This is a genomic window from Klebsiella sp. 141240 (genome assembly GCF_050600805.1).
Taxonomy (GTDB): domain Bacteria; phylum Pseudomonadota; class Gammaproteobacteria; order Enterobacterales; family Enterobacteriaceae; genus Klebsiella; species Klebsiella aerogenes.
In genome coordinates this window covers 39155-64268 of record NZ_JAQIRK010000013.1, presented here as the reverse complement: position 1 = coordinate 64268, position 25114 = coordinate 39155, and the positions used below count along the sequence as shown (strand labels likewise).

Here is a 25114-nt window from a genome sequence, read left to right as displayed (position 1 = left end):
AACGGCACCGCGAGTAGTCCCGATAAGCGTCGCGCTTACCGGGACTTAAGGTTACTGATCTTCGATTAACAGCGCTTCTAACAGGTCGAGATCGTGCAGCAGCTTCTGCAACGTCTCGTTGCTGATTTGCCGCGTCGCGCGCAGGTGGTACAGCTCACCGCGCTCCGAACGTAGCGCCGCCAGACGGAAACGGCGCTCAAGGCTCTCTTCCAGCATCGAGGTTTCGACATCGTTACGCCCATCCACACGGCGACGCAGGTTACCGATGACGCGCGAACTTACCTCGGTCAACAGCTGGTTGTCGATATTCTCTTTGGTATCCGCCGCCAGGCGTTCTTCCATTTTCTGAATCGCGACAATCGCCACATCCGCCGTCGCGGCGCGCGCCAGACGCTCTTCTTTGCGCTGCTGTACGTGGTCGGTAGACTCAATACGCCGCAGCAAAATCGGCAACGCGATGACCCCGACGAACAGGGAGAAAAGAATCACCCCGGCGGCCAGGAAGATAAGCTCGTAACGCGCCGGGAAGACGTTGCCGTCCGGCAGCAGTAGCGGAATCGACAGCACACCGGCGAGAGTAATCGCCCCGCGCACCCCGGCGACGGAGGAGATCAGCAGCTCACGGGTGGTCCAGGAGCCAAACTCCATCGGCTTCTTCTTCAGGAAGCGCTGGCTAAGCTTACGCATCGTCCACAGCCAACCGAAACGCACCAGCATCAGCGCGGCGTAAATCAGCACGATATCGGTGAACAGCATCCAGGTTTCAACGTTAGGATCGGCTTCTGCCGCCACCAGCGAACTCGACAGGATATCCGGTAGCTGCAGACCCAACAGCAGGAACACCATGCCGTTAAACACGAACTCCAGCATTGCCCAGGTGCTGTTGGCGCGCAGGCGCATAGCCAGCGGCGCGGTACGCATCACCCCGGAACGGGTGATGGTCATCCCTGCGGCCACCGCCGCCAGGATCCCGGAGAAACCGATATGTTCGGCAATCAGGTAGGAAGCGAACGGCAGCAGGAACAGCAGCACAATTTGCGTTGCCGGTTCATCGCCGCCCCAGCGGCTGAGGAAACGCATTGAGCGGCCATACAGCCAACTGACCACGAAACCGGCCAGGATGCCGCCAATCGCCACCTTCAGGAACTCAACGGTGGCGCCGCCAATGGTGAACACCATCGTGCCCATTGCCACGGCAACGGCAAATTTTAACGACACCAGGCCCGAAGCGTCGTTCATCAGCGCTTCGCCCTGCAGAATGCCCATGATTTTCTTCGGTATCCGCCCTTCGCCGACAATACCGGACAACGCCACGGCATCGGTCGGCGACAGCACCGCCGCAAGGGCGAATGCCGGAACCAGCGGGATCCCCGGCACAATCCAGTAAATCAGGAAGCCGATACCGACCACGGTGACCACCACCAGCGCCAGCGCCAGGCCGAAGATTTCTCGCCCGTGCTCGATAAACTCGCGGGTCGGCGTTTTCCAGCCGTCGGCAAACAGCAGCGGCGGGATAAACAAAACGAGGAAGAGTTCAGGGTCGAACTCGACGTGCAGACCAAAGGTCGGCCAGGCCAACAGCGCGCCGATGGCGATTTGCATTAACGGTAATGGAACCTGAAAGGGCAGTACGCGTGTAACCACCCCGGAGAGAGAGACCACGAGGGTCATGATGAGTATGGTGAAGAATATTTCCATGTGTTCCCTGTTTGCTGCGTTTTCTTTTTTTACATCCGAGGCGTCATGTCTCGAAATGATACGCTACTCAGATTAACGCAAAAGGAAACAGGATGTGGCTGAAAAATTAAACGGGCGGCCAAAGCCGCCCGTCGTTAGCAGGAAAAGTTAAATCGCCCACCCACCAGCGTAGAAGATGACCAGCGCCGCCGCGATGATCACGGTGCCCGCATTGAGCTTACGCCACTCGCCGGATACCACGCGGCCAATCACCAGCGACGCAAAACCGATCATGATGCCGGTTACGATGTTGCAGGTCAGCACGATGAACACCGCGGTAATCAGCCCCGCCATCGCATCCACGAAGTCATTGAAGTCGATTTTCGCCACGTTGCTCAGCATCAGCAGGCCAACGTACATCAGCGCTGGCGCGGTCGCATAGGCCGGAACCAGATAGGAGAGCGGGGAAAGGAACAGGATAAGCAGAAACAGCACGCCAACGGTGACTGCCGTCAGGCCGGTTTTACCGCCCGCCGCCGTACCGGCCGCCGATTCGATATACACCGCAGCAGGGGCTGCGCCCACCACGCCGGAGAACACGCTGCTCAGGGAGTCGGTAGTCAGCGCTTTGCCGCCGTTGATGATCTGCCCGTCTTTATCCAGCAGGTTAGCCTGGCCGGCGACCGCGCGAATGGTGCCGGTGGCGTCGAATACCGCGGTCATAACCAGCGCCAGCACGCTTGGCAGCACCACCGGGTTCAGCGCGCCGATGATATCGAGGCTGCCAATCAGCGAATTGCCTTTGTCATCGCTCAGCGACGGCATGGCGAAAATCCCGGAGAAGTGGACGTTGGGATCGAAAATCAGCCCGATAATGGAGACCCCGATAATGGTCAGCAGAATACCGCCCGGCACTTTCAGTTTTTCCAGGCCGATAATCACCGCCAGGCCAATCAGCGACATCATCACCGGGAAGCTATCGAAATTGCCCAGCGCCACCGGCAGGCCGTCCAGCGGGTTTTTAATTACCAGGCCGACGCCGTTGGCGGCAATCAGCAGCAGGAACAGGCCGATACCGATGCCGGTTCCGTGCGCCACGCCTTGCGGCAGATTGCGCAGGATCCAGCTACGAATACCGGTGGCGGAGATAATGGTGAACAATACCCCCATCAGGAACACGGCGCCTAATGCCACCGGAATGCTGATGTGTTGTCCCAGCACCAGGCTGAAAGCGGTAAAGGCAGTCAGCGAAATCGCACAGCCGATAGCCAGCGGCAGGTTAGCCCACAGACCCATCACTAATGAACCGACGCCCGCCACCAGGCAGGTCGAGACGAACACCGCTGCCGGCGGAAAACCGGCTTTGCCTAACATTCCCGGCACTACGATGACGGAGTACACCATCGCCAGGAAGGTGGTTAATCCGGCAACGATTTCCTGACGTACGGAGCTGCCGCGAGCTGAAATTTTAAACCAGGCGTCTAAAGAACCGCCGGTACGCGCTGAAGGCGTAGACATAGAAAACTTCCCCTGAAAATTTTGATCGTTCGCTTGCATGCGTGATGGACCATCCACTGCCAGTTAAACGCCATCTCCTTGTGCTGTTTCCCGGCGCCAGGAGGGAGGCTGAGAAAAAGCAAACGTTTAACTCCGCACATACAATGCGATGTATGGAATGTCTTTGCTCCCCCTATCAGCAGGGGAAAAAATGAGCAAAGTAAAAAGGCAAACGATTATCCTGTCTTTAGACGGCCCTTTTCAACTGAAGTTTGTCGTATTTTGCCAAATTTCGCCGCCAAAGCTCAGGAAATAGACAAACGATGCGCAAACGTTATCGTCAATGCGCAAAGCATTAACATTTTTATATGTTTTAATCCGCTTTCAGGCGCATTAACCGCCAGGTAGGGTAAACGGCCCGCCGCGCTCGATAGCATTCAGCCAGCCCGGTCGCGATTCAACCTGTTGCTGCCAGCGGCGGGTGTGCGGCAGGTCTTGAATGCCGCCGCGCGCCAGTAACGCCATCACCGGAAAGCTCATCTGAATATCCGCCATGCTCAGCGCGCCGCCGGCAAACCACGGCTGGCCAGCCAGATGCTGTTCAATATATGCCGCATGGGTCGCCAGCTGTCTATCCAGCCACGCCTTTTGCACCCCTTTGCCCAACGCCCCGCCCAGCGTGCGCATGCCAAGCGGCACCGGCGGTTTGCCGAGGCTGGCGAAGATAAGCTTCATCAACAACAAGGGCATTAACGATCCCTCGGCATAATGGAGCCAAAAGCGATATTGCAGTTTATCTTCCCGCCCCTGCGGCTTCAGCTGCTGGGCGCTATCGTAGGTCTCCTGCAGATATTCCAGAATGGCGCCGGACTCCGCCAGCACTACGCCCTGATCCTCAAGCACCGGCGATTTACCCAACGGGTGAATTTTTTTCAGCTTCGGCGGCGCCTGCATGTTTTTTTCACGCTGGTAGCAGACGACCTGATAGGACAATTGCAGTTCTTCCAACGCCCACAGCACGCGCTGCGAGCGGGATTGGTTGAGGTGATGGACCGTCAACATGGCGCTCTCCTGTTGTTCGTTCAAATTAACTATAGGAACAGGCGGCCAATGACGGAAAAATTTCGGCAACACCAACAGGCAAAATCAGCAGGCTGTGCCACAATTACATTGTCGACGCAATCCGGAACCTCCTTCAACACATTGCGCAATACCTGAGGGGAGTCGACGTCGGGGGAAACCCTCCCGTGAGCCAGCGGGATAATGCGAAAGACAAAGACCGGAAAACAACTAAAGCGCCCTGTTGTGGCGCTTTAGTTTTTTGCAGGTATCACAATTAATCCTCTTCCAGCAGGCGTGCGCCGGTCCCCTCTTCACCCAACTTATCTCCTGGGTTGCGTAATGGGCAATCGCGGCGCGATAAACAACCACAGCCGATGCAGCCGTCGAGTTGATCACGCAGCGCAGTCAGGGTGTGAATACGCCGGTCCAGCTCCTCCCGCCATTGCGACGACAGCTGTTTCCACTCTTTGGCGCTCAGATTATGTCCTTCCGGCAGGACGCCAAATGCCTCGCCGATGGTCGCCAACGGAATGCCAATACGTTGCGCAATCTTGATAATGGCGACCGCTCGCAGTACATCACGGCGATATCGCCGCTGATTGCCGGCATTACGCTGGCTGCGGATAAGCCCTTTACTTTCATAAAAGTGCAGCGCCGAGACGGCGACGCCGGTTCGTTTAGCCACTTCTCCAGGAGAAAGCAGCATTTTGATACGGGCTGATTTCTTTTCCATAAAGCTCTTTACCTCAAGTTAACTTGAGGAATTATACTCGCCGACAGACAAAACGACGAATCGAGAATTGAGAGAGGCCGCTTTATGTCCCATCAGGATATTATCCAAACGCTTATTGAATGGATTGATGAACATATCGATCAACCACTTAACATTGATGTAGTCGCTAAAAAATCGGGATACTCGAAATGGTATCTGCAGCGGATGTTCCGTACCGTTACCCACCAAACGCTGGGTGATTACATTCGTCAGCGCCGGCTACTGCTCGCTGCTGAAGCGCTGAGAACCACGCAGCGTCCTATTTTTGATATTGCGATGGATTTGGGATACGTCTCGCAGCAGACGTTCTCGCGGGTGTTCCGCCGGGAGTTCGATCGCACTCCCAGCGACTACCGTCATCAGATTTCCGCCTGACGACCGTCGTGCGGCGTACGCAGTAAGATCGGGGACTTGGCCAGCCACTGCATAAACTCCTGCGGCGGCATTGCCCTCGCAAAATGCCATCCCTGACAAAACTGTACGCCGCGCTTAAGTAACCAATCCACCTGATCCAGCGTTTCTACCCCTTCGGCGATGGTTTTTAGACGCAGGCTACGCGCCATATCGATGATATGTTCAGCAATCAGATGACTGGTGCTGTTGGTGGTCAGCGTATCGATAAAGGATTTATCAATCTTCAGAATATCGACGTTGAGCGAATAGAGGTTATGCAGGTTGGAATAACCGGTGCCGAAATCATCAATAGCTATCTCGTAGCCCGCCTCGCGGAAAGCCTGAATCACCGGCGTGGTTTTCGGCACATCGATAAATCCCCTTTCGGTGACTTCAATTTTGATTTGCTTCACGCAAACCGCATAGCTGCGCGCTTTCTCAGTAATCTGCGCAATTAACCGCGCGGAATGGAAGTCGGATGCCGAAAGATTAATCGCGATATAGAGCTGCGGATGCCTGGCCAGGTATTCACCAAGATCGTTGAACAACTCGTCAACCACGTAATCTGTTACCTGAGCAATCATGCCTGAGTTTTCCGCCAACGGAATAAACTCCGCCGGGCTCATCACCGGACCGTCAAATCCCGGCCAGCGTAGCAGCGCCTCGGCGCCGACGCAGCGGTTATTCTTGATGTCGATAATAGGTTGGTAATGCAGACAAAGCTGGCGGTGGCTTAACGCTCGCTGCAGCTTATTGCGCGGCGAATGATACTGCTGACGGCTTCGCGACCAGACCATCAGAATCAATATGCTGCAAATAATTCCTAACGGCAGGGTCAAAGTAACCTGATCGTACAGGCTGGCATAATAGCTGGCGCGCGAGGTGGACATGATGACCGCAATCGGCCGAATCGACGAATGGGCGACGGTATAAACCCGGCCATCCTGATTAAAAAAAGCGTCTTCGTGGCGAATAAGACGATGAAGCTCCCTGGCATCAACGTTTTTACTCACGGAGAAAAACATGTTCGTTTTGGTGTCGAAGACGCCGTAGGCTAAATCTTTATCACTGGAAATGACTGAACTATAAGAGAGGGGGTTAACCACCACGGCATAATGCCCGCGCTGCATATAATTCATATCATAGCCGGGATAAAACGGCGTATCGCGATAGTAGTAGATGGAGATGTCGGGATTTCGAGTATAATTCGCCGCGGATATTCTCCAGCCCTCTTCGGGATGGACCGCTGTGGAACAAAGGAAAGTGTTACCGCTCGCGTAAATCAGGTCATCAACGTACAGTAGTCCGCGAACAATATTCAACATGTACTGCTGATGCTGAGGGGAACACATTAACCCGGTAAACTGCATGGCTTTTTCGCGCGCCTGCTCGGATTCATGAATGACCATTTCCGTTTTTTGCAGCGCCAGCTGCGAAAACGATTGCAGTCTATCTGAGATTTCTTCCTTGGCCCTGATTTGCGCAAACCACAACGCCAACACCACCGGCAGTACAACCACCAGTATGATGAAGAATATTCTTAACGCCTTATGCGGCGCGTTACGATTCATTTCCGCTTTTTATCCATGCGATACGCCTCAATCACGGTATAAGGACAAAAACCAGGCATTACCGACTGTTATAAAAAACAGCGAATTTCAGCAACGAACACGTTTATGTAAAAACCTCACACCTAATAATGATGAATCATACTTACTTATAGATGGATCGAGAAACATTCTCGTAATAATTAAGACACTAGCCACTTACTAATTCGGTTTCTCCGTACAATTACTCGTAATAAGTAACAAAACCCGTAGATCAATTATCGGCAGTCCAGGTCCGGTCCTTAACGGCGTCGAAAAACGGCCATCAGACAAGCTGGTACGCATTGCCGCGTAATTAACCACATTCAAAACATGGTTTTTAAATGTCAAAAAAGGTCATTTTTTGTCTGGTGAATAAATCAACAAATGTGATATAGTTCACACAAGTTGATGAAACAGAACTGTCGTTTCATCACTCCCTGAAGTGCCCCCAGATAGCCAGAGCGTCTCATTATTGATAATCGCGCCAGGTTGTCTAAGGCTCCCGAATTTCTTTGAGAGATAGGATAAGTTAATGGCTTCCATTACTACCAGTGTCGTACTTTTGCGCTGGCCCCTGGTGAGCGCGGTATTGATGTTCCTGGCCAGCTCGCTGAATATTCAATTACGTAAAAGCGACTATGCCGGCTTAGCGATTATTTGTAGCTGTCTGGGTCTGGCTGCCGCCTGCTGGTTTGCCACCGGCTTGTTAGGTATCACCATGGTGGATGTCGCCAAAATCTGGGGCAACATTAAAGATGTCATGGTTGAAGTCATGAGTCAGACGCCGCCAGAGTGGCCAATGATGATGACCTGATAAAAAAGCTTCCTGCGGGAAGCTTTTTTATTTTCAGCAACGATGATGTTCTTCTCTACCCAAGCTAATATTGTCCGCATAACATCGGCCGCAGACGCTCGTTCGGGCAGCGCTTAACCGCACAATACGATTGATAAAGACAAGATTCCGGCTCCGCGACCTCGAAATTATACGGACAGGTTGGCCGCTCTCTTAACGTTTCCCACTGTTTATCGTCATAACACGTGATGTTATAAATTTTTAATGAATGATATTGATCATTAATTAAAACTTTAGATGAATAAAGCTTCATGGTTTCGCCAGGAATTAATAAAAGATCGGCTTCATACCAGATAATAAACTTCAGAAACCGCAGCCCCGATATTGACGAGAATGCAACGCCGGTATGCGGGCAGATAAGGGTGTTAAGAATCGTCCATTTCATCTTCCATCCTTGTAAGTAAAATCTGTTACGGGAAATTTAGTGATAGCACTCCAGGCCGTTATCTGCAAGGTGGCTGATTAATATTGTGATATAGACCAAGCCTGATACATCTCGGCTATACCTCTCTTGAAGTAAGCAAACCCGGGCATTCTACGAATTATGTATTAATACTAAAAAAACAAAACCATGCAAAGACTATAACTAACCTTACAATATATTTTAAATAGCAGACAAAAATATCATTTTGATATTCAAGTGGGCGGAATAATCAATTAGCAATCGCAAAATGAAAATATTTTCTAGTATGAGAAGTGCCTCTGTCCTTTGAATTCTCGCAAACAGGCAAATACCACCTACGCCGAGCAGCACACGAGGGAGGTAGATAGAAAAAGGCACAGGGGCGCGTTTGCATTGACTAAAATATAACCATCCCCCTGCAGAGTGCCGCATCATGAACATCTTCGGTTTTCAACGTCGCCTGGCGATGGTTTCCTGCTGCCTTCTCGCCATACTGTTTGCCTTCTCCGCTTCAGCGGCTTCGACGAGTAAAGCGTCGCCGGCGCATAAGGATAAAGCTGAGCTGACCATCGATATGGATCACATCATGCAGCCACGAAAAGGCGATCTTCCCGATATGATCAATCGGCGGGCGATCCGGGTGCTGACAACCTACAGCAAAACGTTCTTTTTTATCGACAAGGGTACCCAACGCGGCGCCACCCACGATCTTTTCATCGCTTTAGAAAAAGATCTCAATAGCAAGCTGGCAAAAGAGAAGAAGCTGAAGCAGAAACACCTCAAAGTGCGGATCGTTTTTATCCCGGTGACGCGGGATAACCTGTTCAAGGCACTGAATGAAGGCAAAGGGGATATCGCCGCCGCCAATCTCACGATTACTTCATCGCGTCAGGAAAAGGTCGCCTTTACCACCCCGCTCTATAGCGATGTCAAAGAACTATTAGTTTCGGGGCCATCATCGCCCGAGGTAAAAAGCCTGGAGCAGCTTTCCGGTAAAACCGTGTTTGTTCGACGCTCATCCAGCTATTACGAAAGTTTGCAGGCGCTTAACGCCCGCTTTGCCAAAGCAGCGCTGCCGCCGGTCATTTTGCAGGAAGCACCTGAAGCGCTCGAGGATGAGGATCTTCTCGAAATGCTCAATGCCGATCTGATACCCCTGATCGTGGTGGATCGCCATAAAGCGATTTTCTGGAAACAGGTGTTTCCAAAAATTCAGGTGCATGACGACATTGTGTTACGAGATGGCGGCGACATCGCCTGGGCGGTCCGCAAAGACAACCCGCAGCTTCTCGCGGTGCTGAATAATTTCGTGAAGAATAATCGTCAAGGCAGCACCCTGGGAAACACGATTCTGCTGCGCTACCTGAAAAGCGCGACCTACGTTAAAAACGCCGCAGCCAACAGAGAGCGCGCTAAGTTTTTGCAGATGGTGGAAATTTTTAGAAAATATGGCGAACGCTATGATGTCGACTGGCTGCTGATGGCCGCCCAGGGATATCAGGAATCGCGGCTCAATCAATCGGTACGCAGCCACGTTGGCGCAATCGGCGTGATGCAGGTCATGCCCGCGACCGGCAAGGAACTAAAAGTTGGCGATATTAAGAAAATCGATCCCAACATTCATGCCGGCGTGAAGTATATGCGCTGGATGATTGATCATTACTATGGCGATCAGCCAATGACGCCGCTTAATAAAGCGCTGTTTTCGTTCGCGTCCTACAATGCGGGCCCGGCGCGTATCGCGCGTCTACGTACGGAAACCCAAAAACGCGGCTTCGATCCGAACATCTGGTTTGGCAACGTTGAGAATCTCGCGGCGGAAAAAATCGGCGCTGAGACGGTGACCTATGTCAGCAATATCTATAAATACTACATTGCCTATCGACTGATAATGGATGATATCGCCCGTAAACAAAAAGCGACCGCCACCCCGCTACCCGAGCCAGGAACAGGTAAGCTTCAACCAGACGCGGCTCCGCCAACCGCTCCTGAAGCTTCGGCCCCGGCAGCCTGAGAGCCTGAAATGAAAAAAGCCCCGAACAATCGGGGCTTTTTGTTGGTTTACTGCACAGGCAGTACGTAATAAGGAAAACCTTAAAACGGGATGTCGTCGTCGAAGTCCATCGGCGGTTCGTTAGATGGCGCTGCCGGGGCCTGCTGCTGCGGACGAGACTGCGCGCCGCCGCTGAACTGGTTGCCGCCCTGCGGCTGCTGAGGCTGACCCCAACCGCCCTGCTGCTGGCCGCCGCCTGCCGGTGCGCCGCCGCCCTGACGGCCGCCCAGCATCTGCATGGTGCCGCCGACGTTTACCACGATTTCAGTGGTGTACTTGTCCTGGCCTGACTGATCGGTCCATTTACGGGTACGCAGCTGGCCTTCGATATAAACCTGAGAACCTTTACGCAGGTATTCGCCCGCGACTTCCGCCAGTTTGCCGAACAGCACAACGCGGTGCCATTCAGTCTGCTCTTTCATTTCGCCGGTTTGCTTATCGCGCCAGGATTCGGAAGTTGCCAGCGTGAAGTTGGCGACAGCGCCGCCACTTGGCATGTAGCGTACTTCCGGGTCCTGCCCCAGGTTACCGACGAGAATCACCTTGTTTACGCCTCTGCTGGCCATGATCGAATCTCCTGAATAATACGTTTTGTATAAGTGTAAACCGGGAATTCTAACACCACAAAGGGGCAATTTGATAGCTGCGAAGCCAATTCCAGAAAACATGCCGCTGCTATGCAAATTTTCACCCTCTTACTGCAGCGCCATTCCAATACTGTATATCCAGACAGGTTAAATTGTGTCATAATTAGCCGTTTCTGCCGTTTGTCCTTTAAGCAAACCAGGCAATCCGTGTATCTACCTACCGGGAAAGGTGAATGGATAAGATCGAAGTTCGGGGCGCCCGCACCCATAATCTCAAAAACATCAACCTCGTCATTCCGCGCGACAAACTTATTGTCGTCACCGGGCTTTCTGGGTCTGGCAAATCCTCACTCGCTTTCGACACCCTGTACGCCGAAGGCCAGCGTCGCTACGTCGAATCGCTCTCCGCCTATGCGCGACAGTTCCTGTCGCTGATGGAGAAACCGGACGTCGATCATATCGAAGGGCTGTCGCCGGCGATTTCTATCGAACAGAAATCGACCTCCCACAACCCGCGTTCGACGGTAGGTACGATTACTGAAATCCATGACTATCTGCGCCTGCTGTACGCCCGCGTCGGCGAACCGCGTTGCCCGGACCACGACGTCCCGCTGGCCGCGCAAACCGTCAGCCAGATGGTCGATAACGTGCTCTCTCAGCCGGAAGGTCAGCGCCTGATGCTGCTGGCGCCCATCATTAAAGAACGTAAAGGCGAGCACACCAAAACGCTGGAGAACCTTGCCAGTCAGGGCTACATCCGCGCGCGGATCGATGGCGAAGTCTGCGATCTTTCGGATCCGCCGAAATTAGAGCTGCAAAAGAAACACACGATCGAAGTGGTTATCGACCGCTTTAAAGTGCGCGACGATCTGGCGCAGCGTCTGGCGGAATCTTTCGAAACCGCGCTGGAGCTCTCCGGCGGCACCGCCATTGTTTCCAACATGGATGACAGTAAAGCGGAAGAACTGCTGTTCTCGGCGAACTTCGCTTGCCCGATTTGCGGCTATAGCATGCGCGAGCTGGAGCCGCGTCTGTTCTCCTTCAACAACCCGGCAGGGGCCTGTCCAACCTGCGACGGCCTTGGCGTTCAACAGTATTTCGATCCCGATCGAGTGATTCAGAATCCAGAGCTCTCGCTGGCTGGCGGCGCCATCCGCGGCTGGGATCGCCGCAACTTCTACTATTTCCAGATGCTGAAGTCGCTGGCGGATCACTATAAGTTTGATGTCGAAGCGCCCTGGGGCACCCTCAGCGCTAATGTGCATAAAGTCGTGTTGTATGGTTCTGGTAAAGAGAATATTGAATTCAAATACATGAACGACCGCGGCGACACGTCAGTACGCCGCCATCCGTTCGAAGGCGTGCTGCACAACATGGAGCGCCGTTACAAAGAGACGGAATCCAGCGCGGTGCGCGAAGAGCTGGCGAAATTCATCAGCAACCGTCCGTGCGCCAGTTGTGAAGGCACACGTCTGCGTCGCGAAGCGCGCCATGTATTTGTGGAAAACACGCCGCTGCCAACCATTTCCGATATGAGCATCGGCCACGCGATGGACTTCTTCAATAACCTGAAGCTGTCTGGCCAGCGGGCGCAAATCGCCGAGAAAGTGCTGAAAGAGATTGGCGATCGCCTGAAGTTCCTCGTCAACGTCGGTCTGAACTACCTGACGCTCTCTCGTTCGGCGGAGACGCTCTCCGGCGGTGAAGCGCAGCGTATTCGTCTGGCGAGCCAGATTGGCGCGGGGCTGGTTGGCGTGATGTACGTGCTGGATGAGCCCTCCATCGGCCTGCACCAGCGTGATAACGAACGCCTGCTCGGTACGCTTATCCACCTGCGTAATCTGGGCAACACGGTCATTGTCGTTGAACATGACGAAGACGCCATTCGCGCCGCCGACCATGTTATCGACATCGGCCCCGGCGCTGGCGTGCACGGCGGCCAGGTGGTGGCCGAAGGGCCGCTGGACGCCATTATGGCGGTACCAGAATCCCTCACCGGGCAGTACATGAGCGGTAAACGCAAAATCGAAGTGCCGAAACAGCGCGTCGCCGCCGATCCGGAAAAAGTGCTGAAGCTCACTGGCGCGCGCGGCAACAACCTCAAGGATGTGACGCTGACGCTGCCTGTCGGCCTGTTTACCTGCATTACCGGCGTTTCCGGTTCCGGTAAATCAACGCTGATTAACGATACCCTGTTCCCCATCGCCCAGCGCCAGTTGAACGGCGCGACGATTGCCGAACCGGCGCCATATCGCGATGTCCAGGGGCTGGAGCACTTCGATAAAGTCATCGATATCGACCAGAGCCCGATTGGCCGCACGCCGCGCTCAAACCCTGCAACCTATACCGGCGTGTTCACGCCGGTGCGCGAACTGTTTGCCGGAGTGCCGGAATCACGTTCACGCGGCTATACGCCGGGCCGCTTCAGTTTTAACGTCCGCGGCGGCCGCTGCGAAGCCTGTCAGGGCGACGGGGTGATCAAGGTTGAGATGCACTTCCTGCCGGATATCTACGTACCGTGCGACCAGTGCAAAGGCAAACGCTATAACCGCGAAACGCTGGAAATTAAGTACAAAGGCAAAACTATCCACGAAGTGCTGGATATGACTATCGAAGAAGCGCGCGAGTTCTTTGATGCCGTTCCGGCGCTGGCGCGTAAGTTGCAAACCCTGATGGATGTTGGCCTGACCTATATTCGTCTTGGCCAGTCGGCAACCACGCTCTCCGGCGGTGAAGCCCAGCGCGTGAAGCTGGCGCGCGAACTATCCAAGCGCGGTACCGGCCAGACGCTGTATATCCTTGATGAACCGACCACCGGTCTGCATTTCGCCGATATCCAGCAGCTGCTGGACGTACTGCATCAGCTGCGCGATCAGGGCAATACCATCGTGGTCATTGAGCACAATCTCGACGTAATTAAAACCGCCGACTGGATTGTCGACCTCGGCCCGGAAGGCGGTAGCGGCGGCGGAGAGATTCTCGTTTCCGGCACGCCGGAAACCGTTGCCGAATGTGAAGCCTCGCACACGGCGCGCTTCCTGAAGCCCTTGCTGAAGTAATCTCTCAGGCCTCTTCCCGCAGTGGAAGAGGCCTCATTTCATCTCATTTCATCTCATTTTTTTACGCTGAGACTTCGTGATTTGCCCGGCGCCTCACTCTGGCGTCTGATAGCCGCTATCGCCCACCGATACCGGGAAAACTATGCGAGTACCACGCCTCATTCCGTTATTTATCATCGCCGCCGCGCTATGTGCGTTAAGCGCCTGCTCGTGGGTTGGCCGCTACAGCGATACGGCCTATCAGCAATTGCTCACACTCAAGCAGTTGCATTTGCAGTTCATCGCCACCGCAGCCACGGATGACGATCAACAATTGACTGATGAAGATGAACAGATTCGCCAGCAGTTTGTGCAGGCGATCGCCCAAAGCGACGCGCTGCGCCAGGAAAACTTCAGGCTACTTGAAGGTAACTATTTACGCGTTTACGCCCATCGCCAGATGCGGGGTGCGCCCTTTACCCCTGCCGAAGCGCAATATTTAACGCGGCAGACCCTTTATCTTTATCAACAGGCTATCGCTGGCGAATGTCAGCGAACAGGGAGGGAATAATGCCGACAACCATGGAGATTCGCGCACTGTTGTCCGCTTGCGCAATTGATAGCGCCGAATGGATGCCAATACTGAATAAAGTACTAGGCGATGAGCAGCGCGAAGTACGCGATAGCGCCATCTTTTTACTGCAGGCATTACAGCAAAAAGCTCAGGGCTGGCTGACCGAAGACGATCTACGGCTACTGCTGGAAGGTCAGCGCGATATTGCCCGCATTCGCGCCAACAACCAGAGCATCGCACGCCAGGCGCAGCTGCAGTCGACGTTATTAAGGCTGTTCGATATCGCGCTGCTGGCGCTGGCAGGCGGGCTATAAGCTACGCTAACTGCCGCCGCTTATCTTCCGGCAGCAGGTCGACCGCCTGCTGATAAGAGGCGTCCACCAGGTAGTAAATCTGCGAATCCGGCAGGGAGCCATCAAGGAAGACCGTGCTCCAGTGAGCTTTATTCAGATGCCTGCTGGGGCGAACATCGCGATGCTGTTCGCGCAGCAGTTCGGCAAGCTCGGGACTCGCTTTAAGCGCAACGGCTGGCCGCTTATCCTCCACTTCTTTCACCATGGCGAATAGCACGTCTGCGACCTTGATTTGCGTCGCTTTCCAGTCGCTATGAACGCTTTGTTCCGCGCCCGGCTTCGCCATGCAGTACTGTAGTAGATCCGATATGGTCATTTTTTATTCTCCCATAAGCGTTGCGACGATATGCCGCGAGCCGCCGTGAATACGATGCTCCCCCAGCCAGATCCCCTGCCAGGTCCCTAACATGACGTTGCCGTTTTGCACCGGCAACATCAGAGAAACGCCCAGCAGCGATGATTTAATGTGCGAGGGCATATCATCAGGACCTTCATAATCGTGTTCATACGGCGCGTTGTCTGGTACGGCGTTGAGAAAATGCTGTTCCATATCAAAACGGACCGTGGGATCGCAGTTCTCATTTAACGTCAGGGAAGCGGAAGTATGCTGGAGTAACAGATGCAGCAGGCCAACCTTGATATTCGAGAGTTCGCGAATTTGACCAATAATTTCATTGGTCACCAGATGGAAACCACGAGATTTCGGGCCTAATGTCAGGGTTTGCTGATGCCACATAAACGACTCCTGTAATGTGTGAATCCTTCTAAGTTTGCAGCAAGAAGCGAAAAGGTAAAACCTCAAACGCTGAAATTCGTACAAAAAAAAGACAGCCTTCGGCTGCCTTTTTCATGTTCAGAAGCGCCGTGTTCCGCACGACTTAATATTCTGAATTCACAATCACCTCTTCCCCTTGCGAGCCGGCCATCGGTAGCGGTTTGTAGGAGGAGTTTGCCGCGCGCAGCACGCGAATTCCGCGCGCATCGGCGTCGCGGGCCGCCGAGATGTCGTTGTCAGAGTCACCGTAGAAGACTTTGATATTCTTCTCCCGTAACCACTGGGTTTTGGTGTTCTGGCCTGGCTTATCGCCGGCAAAAATCACCGGGTTCATATTAGCGCCGGGGATGAGGAAATCATCCTGCAGGGTTTTGGAGACGGTCTCAGTTTTGGTCTGGCTGCGGCCGGTGACGAAGTAAATGCTGTCGCCGCGCTTAATATGCATCGCAATCAGCTGGCGGCCCACTTCTTTCGGCATACTGAACTCGTCCCAGCCGTTATTCATCTTTTCCCAGAACTCGGGGTTCTTCAGATAGGCTTCGCTGCCCGGAGAATAGGTTTTCTGCCCACGCCAGAAACCAGGGCTGGAGAACAGCACGGTATCATCGATATCGAACCCCACCGCCATCGGCGCGCGGCCAAGCAGGCTATTTTCGATTTGCGCTACGGATACCCAATGTATCGGCGCCTGTTCGGCAAGTTTCGCGACATTCGTCCCTTCCCAAATGGGCTGCGGGGTGGAAGCGCGCGCGACAACGGAGCTATTAAGAGCGAACAACAGACAGGTGGCGCTAATGGCCAAAGTTAACTTACGCATATTTATCCCTTCACCCGTCGTACACAGGGCGGCTGAACCTGCGTTACTCAGGATTGCAAATTCAATTCGTTGTTATTTTTAATAATGAGTGAGCTTATAAATGCACCAAGACCTTAACGCCTGCCCACACAGATAGAAAGGATTTTCTGCTCAGATGTCATATAAAAAGAGCATGATCACACTTCGGAGTATATTCGCCCTCGCCTTAACGCTGGCGAGGGCGATTTAGTAAGTGAGTACTTACATTACAACGGCAAACGCCTGAGCCACGCGCTGGACGTTACGCGAGTTAAGTCCTGCCACGCACATCCGGCCGCTGGCAATCAGATAGACGCCAAACTCTTCGCGTAGACGATCCACCTGTGCCGCGCTTAAACCGGTGTAACTAAACATACCGCGCTGCTTCAGCAGGTAGTCAAAGTTCTTGCCGGGAACGGCCTCTTTCAGCGCCTCTACCAGCGTCTGGCGCATCGCCAGGATGCGGGTACGCATCGCTTCCACTTCCGCCAGCCATGAGGCTTTCAGCGCCGAGTCGTTCAATACTGCCGCGACCACCTGCGCGCCAAAATTCGGCGGACTGGAGTAGTTACGACGCACCGTCGCTTTCAACTGGCCCAGCACGCGGCCTGCCGTTTCCGCATCATCGCAGACAATGGACAGACCGCCGACGCGTTCGCCATACAGGGAGAAGATTTTGGAAAACGAGTTGCTGACTAGCATCGGCAGGCCAGCGCTGGCAATCGCGCGGATAGCGTAGGCATCGTCTTCCATACCGGCGCCAAAGCCCTGATAGGCGATATCGAGGAAAGGAATTAAATTGCGTGCTTTCAACACCTTAACGACTTCATCCCACTGCGCGTTGCTCAGATCGGCGCCCGTCGGGTTGTGGCAACACGGATGCAGCAGCACGATATCGCGCTCAGGGAGCGTCTGTAGTTTGGCGAGGAAGGCTTCAAAACGCACGCCGTTGCTCTCATCATCGAACCAGGGGTAAGTACTTACTTCGAATCCAGCCCCTTCAAATATGGCGATGTGGTTTTCCCAGGTCGGGTCGCTAACCCATACGTGCGACTGCGGGAAGTAGCGCTTGAGGAAATCGGCACCAACCTTCAGCGCGCCGGAGCCACCCAGGGTTTGAATTGACGCTACGCGATTTTGTTTCAGCACCGGATGGTCGGCGCCAAATAACAGCGGCGCAATGGCGTGGCGGTAGCTATTGAGCCCTTCCATCGGCAGATACAGCGAAGCGCCGTGCGGCTGAGCATTGAGTTGTGCTTCGGCATCCGCCACGGCCTGTAGTTGCGGAATAATGCCGTCTTCGTTGTAGTACAAACCGATGCTGAGGTTCACTTTGTCACTACGCGGATCTTCTTTGAAACGCTCCATCAAGGAGAGAATGGGGTCGCCGGCGTAGGCGTCAACTTTTTGAAACACGAGATGTATCTCCAGGTTTACGAAAGCAGGTATTTACACAATAAACCGGAAGTTGGGGAAGGTCGAGGGGATGTTGGTAAGTTATCGACAAAGATCGCTGCAAACATGGGCGACGCCGCGCGCCGCCCCTGCTCATTACCCCGATAAGCGTAGCGTAATCGGGGAAATATGCCACTGACCGTAGTTAGTCGAGGTAACGAATTGCCAGCCTGGAGGTCAGTCGGGTGATAAGTTCGTAAGCACTCACTCTCGTTATTTCCGCGATGCGCTCAACGGGGAGCCCCTCTCCCCATAACACAACCGGATCGCCGGATTTATCCTGTGCCTGAGGACCGAGATCGACGCAAATCATATCCATCGCCACGCGACCGACAATCGGCACTTCGCGGCCGTTGACCAGCACCGGCGTGCCGGAGGGCGCGGCGCGCGGATAACCGTCGCCATAACCCATCGCCACTACCCCAAGGCGAGTATCGCGCTCGCTAATCCAGGTGCCGCCATAGCCCACCGGCTCCCCGGCTTTATGCTCGCGCACCGCAATCAGGCTGGAGGTCAGCGACATCACCGGCAGGCAGCCAAAATCCTCACCGGTAGAGTGGTTCTCCAGTGGAGAAACGCCGTAGAGAATGAGGCCCGGCCGCGCCCAGTCGAAATGCGACTGCGGCCACAGCAGGATCCCGCCCGAGGCGGCAATAGAACGCAGCCCCGGTTTCCCTTCGGTAAAGGTGGTGAAAATATCCAGCTGACGCTCGGTCGCGCCGCATTCCGGCTCATCGGCACGGGCGAAATGGCTGACGATATTCACCGGCTGGCGAACATTTTTGCACCGGCTTAGCCGCTGATAAAACGCTTCGGCCTGTTCCGGCAGTACGCCAAGACGATGCATACCGGTATCCAGCTTCATCCAGACGGTAACCGGTTCGGCCAGTTCCGCTTGTTCGAGCGCCGCCAGCTGTTCCGGGCTATGTACCACGGTATGCAGCTGCTGCGCGGAAATCAGCGCCAGATCCGCCGCTTCAAAGAAGCCTTCCAGCAGCAATATCGGTTGGGTAATGCCCCCTTCACGCAGGCGCAGCGCCTCTTCCAGGCGGGCGACGCCGAAGGCGTCGGCGTCGGTCAGCGTTCGCGCGGTCTCAAGGAGGCCGTGTCCGTAGGCGTTCGCTTTCACCACCGCAACCAGTTTGCTGGCAGGAGCCAGTTCACGCAGGCGTTGCAGGTTGTGTCGCAGAGCGCGGCGGTTGATAACTACAGTTGCCGCTTGCATTTGAATTCCTTAAAAAAAGACAGACGGAGGTTTACTCATCGTCATACTGAGGGCCGGCATAATTATCGAAACGCGACCACTGGCCGTTAAAGGTCAGTCGTACCGTACCGATCGGGCCGTTACGTTGTTTACCAATGATAATTTCAGCAATACCTTTTAAATCGCTGTTCTCGTGATAAACCTCATCACGATAGATGAACATGATTAAGTCGGCATCCTGTTCAATAGAGCCGGATTCACGCAGGTCGGAGTTGACCGGACGTTTATCGGCGCGCTGTTCCAGAGAGCGGTTCAACTGCGACAGCGCCACCACCGGCACCTGCAGCTCTTTTGCCAGCGCCTTCAGCGAGCGGGAGATTTCGGCGATCTCCAGAGTACGGTTGTCGGAGAGCGACGGTACGCGCATCAGCTGCAGGTAGTCGATCATGATAAGACCGATACCGCCGTGCTCGCGGGCGATACGGCGGGCGCGCGAACGCACTTCGGTCGGCGTCAGGCCGGAGGAGTCATCGATATAGATATTACGTTTTTCCAGCAAGATACCCATCGTGCCGGAGATCCGCGCCCAGTCTTCATCGTCCAGTTGGCCGGTACGGATACGGGTTTGATCGACGCGCGATAGCGAGGCCAGAGAACGCATCATGATCTGCTCGGATGGCATCTCCAGACTGAAGATCAATACCGGCTTATCTTGCAGCATCGCTGCGTTTTCCACGAGGTTCATCGCAAATGTCGTCTTACCCATCGATGGACGCGCGGCGACGATAATCAGATCCGAAGGCTGTAACCCGGCGGTCTTTTTATTGAGGTCGTCATAGCCGGTATTCACCCCGGTGACGCCATCATGCGGCTGTTGGAACAGCTGTTCAATACGGGCGACGGTGGCATCGAGCACATCGGCGATGTTCTTCGGCCCTTCGTCTTTATTGGCCCGGCTTTCGGCAATTTTAAATACCCGGGATTCCGCCAGATCCAACAGGTCCTCGCTGGTGCGCCCCTGGGGGTCGAAACCGGCTTCGGCGATCTCGTTGGCCACCGAAATCATTTCACGCACCACCGCGCGTTCGCGCACGATGTCGGCATACGCGCTGATGTTCGCCGCGCTTGGCGTATTTTTAGAGAGCTCGGCCAGGTAGGCGAAGCCGCCGACGCTATCCAGTTGCCCCTGACGCTCCAGCGACTCCGCGAGAGTGATCAGGTCAATCGGGCTACCGGACTCTTGCAGGCGCGCCATCTCGGTAAAGATATGACGATGCGGACGGGTATAGAAATCTTCCGACACCACCCTTTCGGCGACGTCGTCCCAGCGCTCGTTATCCAGCATTAAACCGCCCAACACCGACTGTTCCGCTTCAATCGAGTGCGGCGGGACTTTCAACCCGGCGAGCTGCGGATCGCGTTCGCGAGGTTCTGTCTGTGGTTTGTTGAAGGGTTTATTTCCTGCCATAACTTAAGAATTCACCGATACGCAATTGAGCGTGACAGTATAGCGGCAAACGTGTTGCCGCAATAGAACTGCTGTTTTCGGAAAGAGGAATTGATGGATGAACGCTATCATCCATAATGGAAAGCCATCGTAACCAATAGCACCATCGCCACACAGACAAAAATAAAAAATTTTCTGTGATTATTGGACTTTAACGACAACAACATCAAACACACCATCGCTGCCGCTACCACTAACGTCATAACCATCAAGGTAATAATGTAGTCAAAATTATAATTCAGCATAAACGCTCCATGTCCTTCACTCCTGCGCCCGTACAACAGCCGCAAGCTATCCTTGTACGCCTCATCAAATCCGCGGCAATAAAATCCCTCACCTGTGCAGCGGACTGTTAAGCTTATTCAATAACATCAGAACAGCACAGGAGCAAACATGGCAACACGAATTGAATTTCCCGCGCACGGAGGCCCCGAGGTTCTGCATGCGGTCGAGTTTACCCCTAACGATCCTGCCGAGCACGAAATCCAGGTAGAAAACAAAGCTATCGGTATCAACTATATCGACACCTACATCCGCAGCGGCCTGTATCCACCGCCCTCGCTGCCGAGCGGTTTGGGCACTGAAGCCGCCGGTATCGTTACTAAAATCGGCAGCGGCGTTAAACATATCAACGTTGGCGATCGGGTGGTGTATGCCCAGTCCGCGCTTGGCGCTTATAGTTCGGTGCATAACGTGCATGCCGATAAAGCGGCGATTTTGCCGAATGCGATTTCCTTTGAGCAGGCCGCCGCCTCGTTTCTTAAAGGGCTGACCGTCTGGTATCTGCTGCGCAAAACCTATGAAATAAAAGCCAATGAAACCTTCTTGTTCCACGCGGCGGCGGGCGGCGTGGGGCTGATTGCCTGCCAGTGGGCAAAAGCGCTTGGGGCAAAGCTTATCGGCACCGTCGGCAGCGAGCAAAAAGCGCAGCGCGCCCGGCAGGCCGGCGCCTGGGAAACCATTAACTATCGCGAAGAAAATATTGCCGAGCGCGTCAAAGCGCTCACCGGCGGTAAAAAAGTCGCTGTGGTTTACGATTCCGTAGGTAAAGATACCTGGGAAGCCTCGCTCGATTGTCTTCAGCGGCGTGGTCTGATGGTCAGCTTCGGCAATTCATCTGGCCCGGTAACCGGCGTGAATTTGGGTATCCTCAATCAGAAAGGCTCACTGTATGTGACCCGCCCTTCTCTGCAAGGCTACATCACCAACCGGGAAGAGCTGACGGAAGCCAGCAACGAGCTATTTTCGCTGATCGCCAGCGGCGTGATCAAAGTCGATGTGGCGGATAATCAGAAATACGCCCTGCGTGACGCCAGACGCGCGCATGAGATCCTGGAAAGCCGGGTGACCGAGGGATCGAGCCTGCTGCTACCGTAACGGGATGAGATCGCCGGAAAAGTTTAGGGCCTCCCGAAGGAGGCCCTGACTTTTTTTGTTCGGCTGTATGTAGGGTACAGCGCGATGAATTCGTTATCGCGCTAATAGTGACAGATTTAATACGCAATGCCTACGCTGTTTTATGCAAAATTACTCAGGTTGTGACACACCGCTCAATCCCCAAAATGATGGCTTAGTAGCGCCAGCGATCTTCGCGGCGATAGCGGGTTGTGGTCGGCGATTTTATCGCCCGAATGACCCATACGACGGCCACCGCCAGCAGCAACCAGGGTAGCAGCTTAAACATTAATGCGAACAGGCCGCCAAAGAACATCAGCGCGGTGGCGACGACCAACGCGGCAATAATGCCAAGCAGCGAGATGCCGGTGACCAGCAACATGACAAAAAAGCCAATAACAAATAAGAGTTCCAGCATGGTCTTCTCCCGAAATAAATAACCAGATAGCTGATTGGCTATTTCAAGAATCGTGCCAGATATAACTCATTGAATTAAAACAAAACGCCCCACAGCAGTGCTGTAGGGCGTGGCGAAATAGACCAGTTTTTAGCGAAAAGTTTAACGCTTATCGGCAACCAGCTTCAGCGCGTGCTCCAGCACGTTAATATCGGCGCCCGCTTTGTGGGCGTTTTCGCTGAGATAGCGGCGCCACTGACGCGCGCCGGGGATCCCCTGGAACAATCCCAGCATATGGCGGGTGATATGGCCAAGATAGGTACCGCTGCTGAGCTCTCGCTCGATATAGGGATACATTGCGCGCACCACCGCCACCGGATCGGCATCCGCGCCGTCGACGCCGAAAATCTCGCGATCCACAGAAGCCAGAATGCCCGGGTTTTGATAGGCTTCGCGCCCCACCATCACGCCGTCCATATGCTCAAGCTGCTGTTTAGCCTCTGCCAGAGATTTAATTCCGCCGTTAATCGCCATCGTCAGATGCGGAAAATCACGTTTCAGTTGCCAGACGCGCGGATAATCCAGCGGCGGGATTTCGCGGTTCTCTTTCGGACTCAGGCCGGAAAGCCAGGCTTTACGCGCGTGAATGATGAACATTTCACACTCGCCTTTGCCGGAAACGGTCTCTATGAAATCGCAGAGGAATTCATAGCTATCCCGATCGTCAATCCCGATACGGGTTTTTACCGTAACCGGAATCGACACCACGTCGCGCATCGCTTTGATGCAGTCCGCCACCAGCGCGGCATTGCCCATCAGACAGGCGCCAAACATCCCGTTTTGCACGCGGTCAGAGGGGCAACCTACATTGAGGTTAATCTCATCATAGCCGCGCGCCTCGGCGAGCTTCGCGCATTGCGCTAACGCCGCAGGATCGCTACCGCCCAACTGCAGCGCTACCGGATGTTCTTCTTCGCTATAGGCCAGGTAGTCGCCTTTACCGTGAATTATCGCGCCGGTGGTGACCATTTCGGTGTACAGCAGAGTATGGCGCGACAGCAGACGCAGGAAGTAGCGGCAATGTCTGTCGGTCCAATCGAGCATGGGCGCGATAGAAAAACGGTGGGCGGCAAAAGCGGTAGACGTGGATTCTGGCATCATGGCGAATAAATAAGCATCCGGGTAAAAAGGGGCGCTACTATAGCACAAACACAAACCACGGCGCATAGCGTCGAACGCCACGCACCATGGTGAAAATGTGGCCTATATTTTACGCGGTTTACCGTCGTGCGGGCCAAAAAACTGCGGAGGATGATCTACCCAGCGGTCCTGGCGAGTCGCGGCATAACCCGGGTTCAACGGATAGTAAATACGGTTGTGCTTTTTATTCGCTTCGCCAACGACCAGCAGCCGCACCTCCTGCTCGGTATTATTCAGGAAGGTATGACATACGCCAGTTCCCGCCGGAAAACCAACGCTATCGCCCGGCTCCAGCTTCCATAGATAGCCATTGATCCAGACTTCCGGAAAACCTTCCAGCACATAGATAAACTCTTCTTCATCGCTTTCCGCATGCGGATATGAGGTTCTTCGTCCCGGCGGTAAGCGTTCATGATGGATGCCCAGCCGATTTAGCCGCAGGCCGCGGGCAAGAGGCGCGCCAATAGAAAAAAACTCGTGACTATCGGGGTAGGTGGAATCATCCGCACCTTCCAGTTCGCGCCAATGTCGAATGCAATCAGGTCGTTTCATCGTTTTCTCCCGAAAATGAGATACATCAGGTATAGCAAAGCTTGCAGGATCTCGGCGTTTTACCTGGTTCGTGATAAAGTAACAGTTTCAACATCACGCAACCAGAGGATGCTCATGGATAACACCACTTCGCAAGAAATGTTAGCGCAGGCTGAAAAGCTTTGCGTGCAACGTGGCGTACGCCTGACCCCGCAGCGTCTGGAAGTGTTGCGTCTGATGAGCCTGCAGCAAGGGGCGATTAGCGCCTACGATCTGCTGGATCTGCTGCGTGAAAAAGAGCCGCAGGCGAAGCCGCCGACGGTCTATCGCGCGCTGGAGTTTCTGCTGGAGCAAGGTTTTGTGCACAAAGTGGAATCGACCAACAGCTATGTGCTGTGCCACCTTTTCGATCAGCCCACCCACAGTTCGGCGATGTTTATCTGCGATCGCTGCGGCGTGGTCAAAGAAGAGTGTGCGGAAGGCGTAGAAGATATCATGCATACGCTGGCGGCCAGAATGGGCTTTGCTCTACGGCATAATGTGATTGAAGCGCATGGGTTGTGCGCGGCCTGCGTGGAAGTCGAAGCCTGCAGCGCCCGCGAACACTGCCATCACGATCATACTATCCAGATTAAAAAGAAAGCCCGCTGAGTCGGGCGACGTCAGCGGGAAGCTACGGCATATCGCTATGCCGTTAGACAGGCATAAACAGGGGGTCAAAACAGAATTCGCTACCAGCGCGTATCGTTCTTACGCTCCCAGTCAGACACCTCTTTTTCGGCCTGATCTTTCGCATAGCCGTAGCGTTCCTGAATTTTACCGACTAGCTGATCGCGCTTCCCTTCAATGACCGTCATATCGTCATCGGTCAGTTTACCCCACTGTTCCTTGGCTTTACCTTTCAACTGTTTCCAGTTACCGCTGATTTCGTCTTTATTCATCATTACGTCCTCATGATTCGGTG

The 25114-nt window shown here is 54.2% G+C and carries 25 protein-coding genes; 8 read left to right on the top strand and 17 right to left on the bottom strand.

Going from position 1 to position 25114, the window contains the following annotated elements; genetic code table 11:
* Window positions 1-51 precede the first annotated feature (51 nt).
* The 4 genes from PGQ95_RS20035 to soxR form a co-directional block, all read right to left on the bottom strand.
* On the bottom strand, window positions 52-1698 hold the full coding sequence (locus tag PGQ95_RS20035; RefSeq protein ID WP_015368729.1) for a Na+/H+ antiporter: 1647 nt from the start codon (window positions 1696-1698) through the stop codon (window positions 52-54).
* A 147-nt stretch (window positions 1699-1845) separates the two neighbouring features.
* Window positions 1846-3195: an NCS2 family permease gene (locus tag PGQ95_RS20030; protein ID WP_015368730.1), complete on the bottom strand. Its 1350-nt coding sequence runs from the start codon at window positions 3193-3195 to the stop codon at window positions 1846-1848.
* Between the two features lie 372 nt (window positions 3196-3567).
* A complete protein-coding gene (locus PGQ95_RS20025; RefSeq protein ID WP_430919125.1) occupies window positions 3568-4236 on the bottom strand; it encodes a glutathione S-transferase family protein in 669 nt (222 codons plus the stop codon).
* A gap of 274 nt (window positions 4237-4510) precedes the next feature.
* Window positions 4511-4969 carry a redox-sensitive transcriptional activator SoxR gene (gene soxR, locus PGQ95_RS20020; protein ID WP_087858828.1) on the bottom strand — a complete coding sequence of 153 codons (459 nt, stop codon included), beginning with the start codon at window positions 4967-4969 and terminating at the stop codon, window positions 4511-4513.
* A gap of 84 nt (window positions 4970-5053) precedes the next feature.
* On the opposite strand from soxR, the gene soxS reads away from it, so the two are divergent.
* On the top strand, window positions 5054-5383 hold the full coding sequence (gene soxS, locus PGQ95_RS20015; protein WP_015368734.1) for a superoxide response transcriptional regulator SoxS: 330 nt from the start codon (window positions 5054-5056) through the stop codon (window positions 5381-5383).
* Here the strand turns inward: soxS and PGQ95_RS20010 are convergent.
* Window positions 5368-6972, bottom strand: a complete 1605-nt coding sequence (locus PGQ95_RS20010) for an EAL domain-containing protein (RefSeq protein WP_113375004.1) — start codon at window positions 6970-6972, stop codon at window positions 5368-5370. The two genes, soxS and PGQ95_RS20010, sit on opposite strands and share 16 nt — an antisense overlap.
* Window positions 6973-7522: 550 nt before the next feature.
* Here PGQ95_RS20010 and PGQ95_RS20005 point away from each other — a divergent pair.
* Entirely contained in the window at window positions 7523-7804 is a 282-nt protein-coding gene (locus PGQ95_RS20005; protein ID WP_015704055.1) for a YjcB family protein, read from the top strand.
* 64 nt (window positions 7805-7868) lie between these two features.
* Here PGQ95_RS20005 and iraM read toward each other — a convergent pair whose 3' ends face one another.
* Entirely contained in the window at window positions 7869-8228 is a 360-nt protein-coding gene (gene iraM / locus PGQ95_RS20000; RefSeq protein WP_213317916.1) for an anti-adapter protein IraM, read from the bottom strand.
* A 451-nt stretch (window positions 8229-8679) separates the two neighbouring features.
* Here iraM and PGQ95_RS19995 point away from each other — a divergent pair, with 451 nt between their 5' ends.
* On the top strand, window positions 8680-10260 hold the full coding sequence (locus tag PGQ95_RS19995; RefSeq protein ID WP_430919123.1) for a transglycosylase SLT domain-containing protein: 1581 nt from the start codon (window positions 8680-8682) through the stop codon (window positions 10258-10260).
* Between the two features lie 80 nt (window positions 10261-10340).
* Here PGQ95_RS19995 and ssb1 read toward each other — a convergent pair whose 3' ends face one another.
* A complete protein-coding gene (ssb1, locus tag PGQ95_RS19990; protein WP_015368746.1) occupies window positions 10341-10865 on the bottom strand; it encodes a single-stranded DNA-binding protein SSB1 in 525 nt (174 codons plus the stop codon).
* 254 nt (window positions 10866-11119) lie between these two features.
* Between ssb1 and uvrA the strand changes: the two genes are divergently transcribed.
* The 3 genes from uvrA to PGQ95_RS19975 all read left to right on the top strand — a co-directional run bounded on the left by uvrA (window position 11120) and on the right by PGQ95_RS19975 (window position 14812).
* Entirely contained in the window at window positions 11120-13945 is a 2826-nt protein-coding gene (gene uvrA, locus PGQ95_RS19985) for an excinuclease ABC subunit UvrA (RefSeq protein ID WP_045396741.1), read from the top strand.
* A 142-nt stretch (window positions 13946-14087) separates the two neighbouring features.
* Window positions 14088-14495 carry a hypothetical protein gene (locus PGQ95_RS19980; protein WP_430919121.1) on the top strand — a complete coding sequence of 136 codons (408 nt, stop codon included), beginning with the start codon at window positions 14088-14090 and terminating at the stop codon, window positions 14493-14495.
* Window positions 14495-14812 (top strand): hypothetical protein, encoded by a 318-nt coding sequence (locus tag PGQ95_RS19975; RefSeq protein WP_430919119.1) that lies wholly within the window; start codon window positions 14495-14497, stop codon window positions 14810-14812. Before PGQ95_RS19980 ends, PGQ95_RS19975 begins: the two co-directional genes overlap by 1 nt.
* A 1-nt stretch (window position 14813) precedes the next feature.
* On the opposite strand, the gene PGQ95_RS19970 is transcribed toward PGQ95_RS19975, so the two are convergent.
* The 6 genes from PGQ95_RS19970 to dnaB form a co-directional block, all read right to left on the bottom strand.
* Window positions 14814-15167 carry an MmcQ/YjbR family DNA-binding protein gene (locus tag PGQ95_RS19970; RefSeq protein ID WP_087858835.1) on the bottom strand — a complete coding sequence of 118 codons (354 nt, stop codon included), beginning with the start codon at window positions 15165-15167 and terminating at the stop codon, window positions 14814-14816.
* Window positions 15168-15170: 3 nt separating this feature from the next.
* Window positions 15171-15587, bottom strand: coding sequence for a secondary thiamine-phosphate synthase enzyme YjbQ (locus PGQ95_RS19965; RefSeq protein WP_271032794.1), 417 nt, complete (start codon window positions 15585-15587; stop codon window positions 15171-15173).
* A 142-nt stretch (window positions 15588-15729) separates the two neighbouring features.
* Complete coding sequence (gene aphA, locus PGQ95_RS19960) at window positions 15730-16443, bottom strand: acid phosphatase AphA (RefSeq protein WP_015368752.1); 714 nt, start codon at window positions 16441-16443, stop codon at window positions 15730-15732.
* A 240-nt stretch (window positions 16444-16683) separates the two neighbouring features.
* The gene (gene tyrB, locus PGQ95_RS19955) at window positions 16684-17877 is read right to left on the bottom strand and encodes an aromatic amino acid transaminase (RefSeq protein ID WP_430919117.1); all 1194 of its coding nucleotides are present in this window, start codon (window positions 17875-17877) and stop codon (window positions 16684-16686) included.
* A 184-nt stretch (window positions 17878-18061) separates the two neighbouring features.
* A complete protein-coding gene (gene alr / locus PGQ95_RS19950; protein WP_430919115.1) occupies window positions 18062-19141 on the bottom strand; it encodes an alanine racemase in 1080 nt (359 codons plus the stop codon).
* Between the two features lie 31 nt (window positions 19142-19172).
* Window positions 19173-20588, bottom strand: coding sequence for a replicative DNA helicase (dnaB, locus tag PGQ95_RS19945; RefSeq protein WP_015368755.1), 1416 nt, complete (start codon window positions 20586-20588; stop codon window positions 19173-19175).
* Window positions 20589-21020: 432 nt separating this feature from the next.
* Here dnaB and PGQ95_RS19940 point away from each other — a divergent pair, with 432 nt between their 5' ends.
* Complete coding sequence (locus PGQ95_RS19940; RefSeq protein WP_213794922.1) at window positions 21021-22004, top strand: quinone oxidoreductase; 984 nt, start codon at window positions 21021-21023, stop codon at window positions 22002-22004.
* A gap of 193 nt (window positions 22005-22197) precedes the next feature.
* Here the strand turns inward: PGQ95_RS19940 and pspG are convergent, their stop codons facing one another.
* From pspG to PGQ95_RS19925, 3 genes are all read right to left on the bottom strand, one after another.
* Window positions 22198-22440 (bottom strand): envelope stress response protein PspG, encoded by a 243-nt coding sequence (pspG, locus tag PGQ95_RS19935; protein WP_045396775.1) that lies wholly within the window; start codon window positions 22438-22440, stop codon window positions 22198-22200.
* A 141-nt stretch (window positions 22441-22581) separates the two neighbouring features.
* Window positions 22582-23580, bottom strand: a complete 999-nt coding sequence (dusA, locus tag PGQ95_RS19930; protein ID WP_087858839.1) for a tRNA dihydrouridine(20/20a) synthase DusA — start codon at window positions 23578-23580, stop codon at window positions 22582-22584.
* A 102-nt stretch (window positions 23581-23682) separates the two neighbouring features.
* Window positions 23683-24171, bottom strand: coding sequence for a cupin domain-containing protein (locus PGQ95_RS19925; protein ID WP_430919113.1), 489 nt, complete (start codon window positions 24169-24171; stop codon window positions 23683-23685).
* A 114-nt stretch (window positions 24172-24285) separates the two neighbouring features.
* Here PGQ95_RS19925 and zur point away from each other — a divergent pair, with 114 nt between their 5' ends.
* Entirely contained in the window at window positions 24286-24801 is a 516-nt protein-coding gene (gene zur, locus PGQ95_RS19920; RefSeq protein WP_045379090.1) for a zinc uptake transcriptional repressor Zur, read from the top strand.
* A gap of 80 nt (window positions 24802-24881) precedes the next feature.
* On the opposite strand, the gene PGQ95_RS19915 is transcribed toward zur, so the two are convergent.
* Complete coding sequence (locus PGQ95_RS19915) at window positions 24882-25091, bottom strand: CsbD family protein (RefSeq protein ID WP_015704042.1); 210 nt, start codon at window positions 25089-25091, stop codon at window positions 24882-24884.
* Window positions 25092-25114 lie beyond the last annotated feature (23 nt).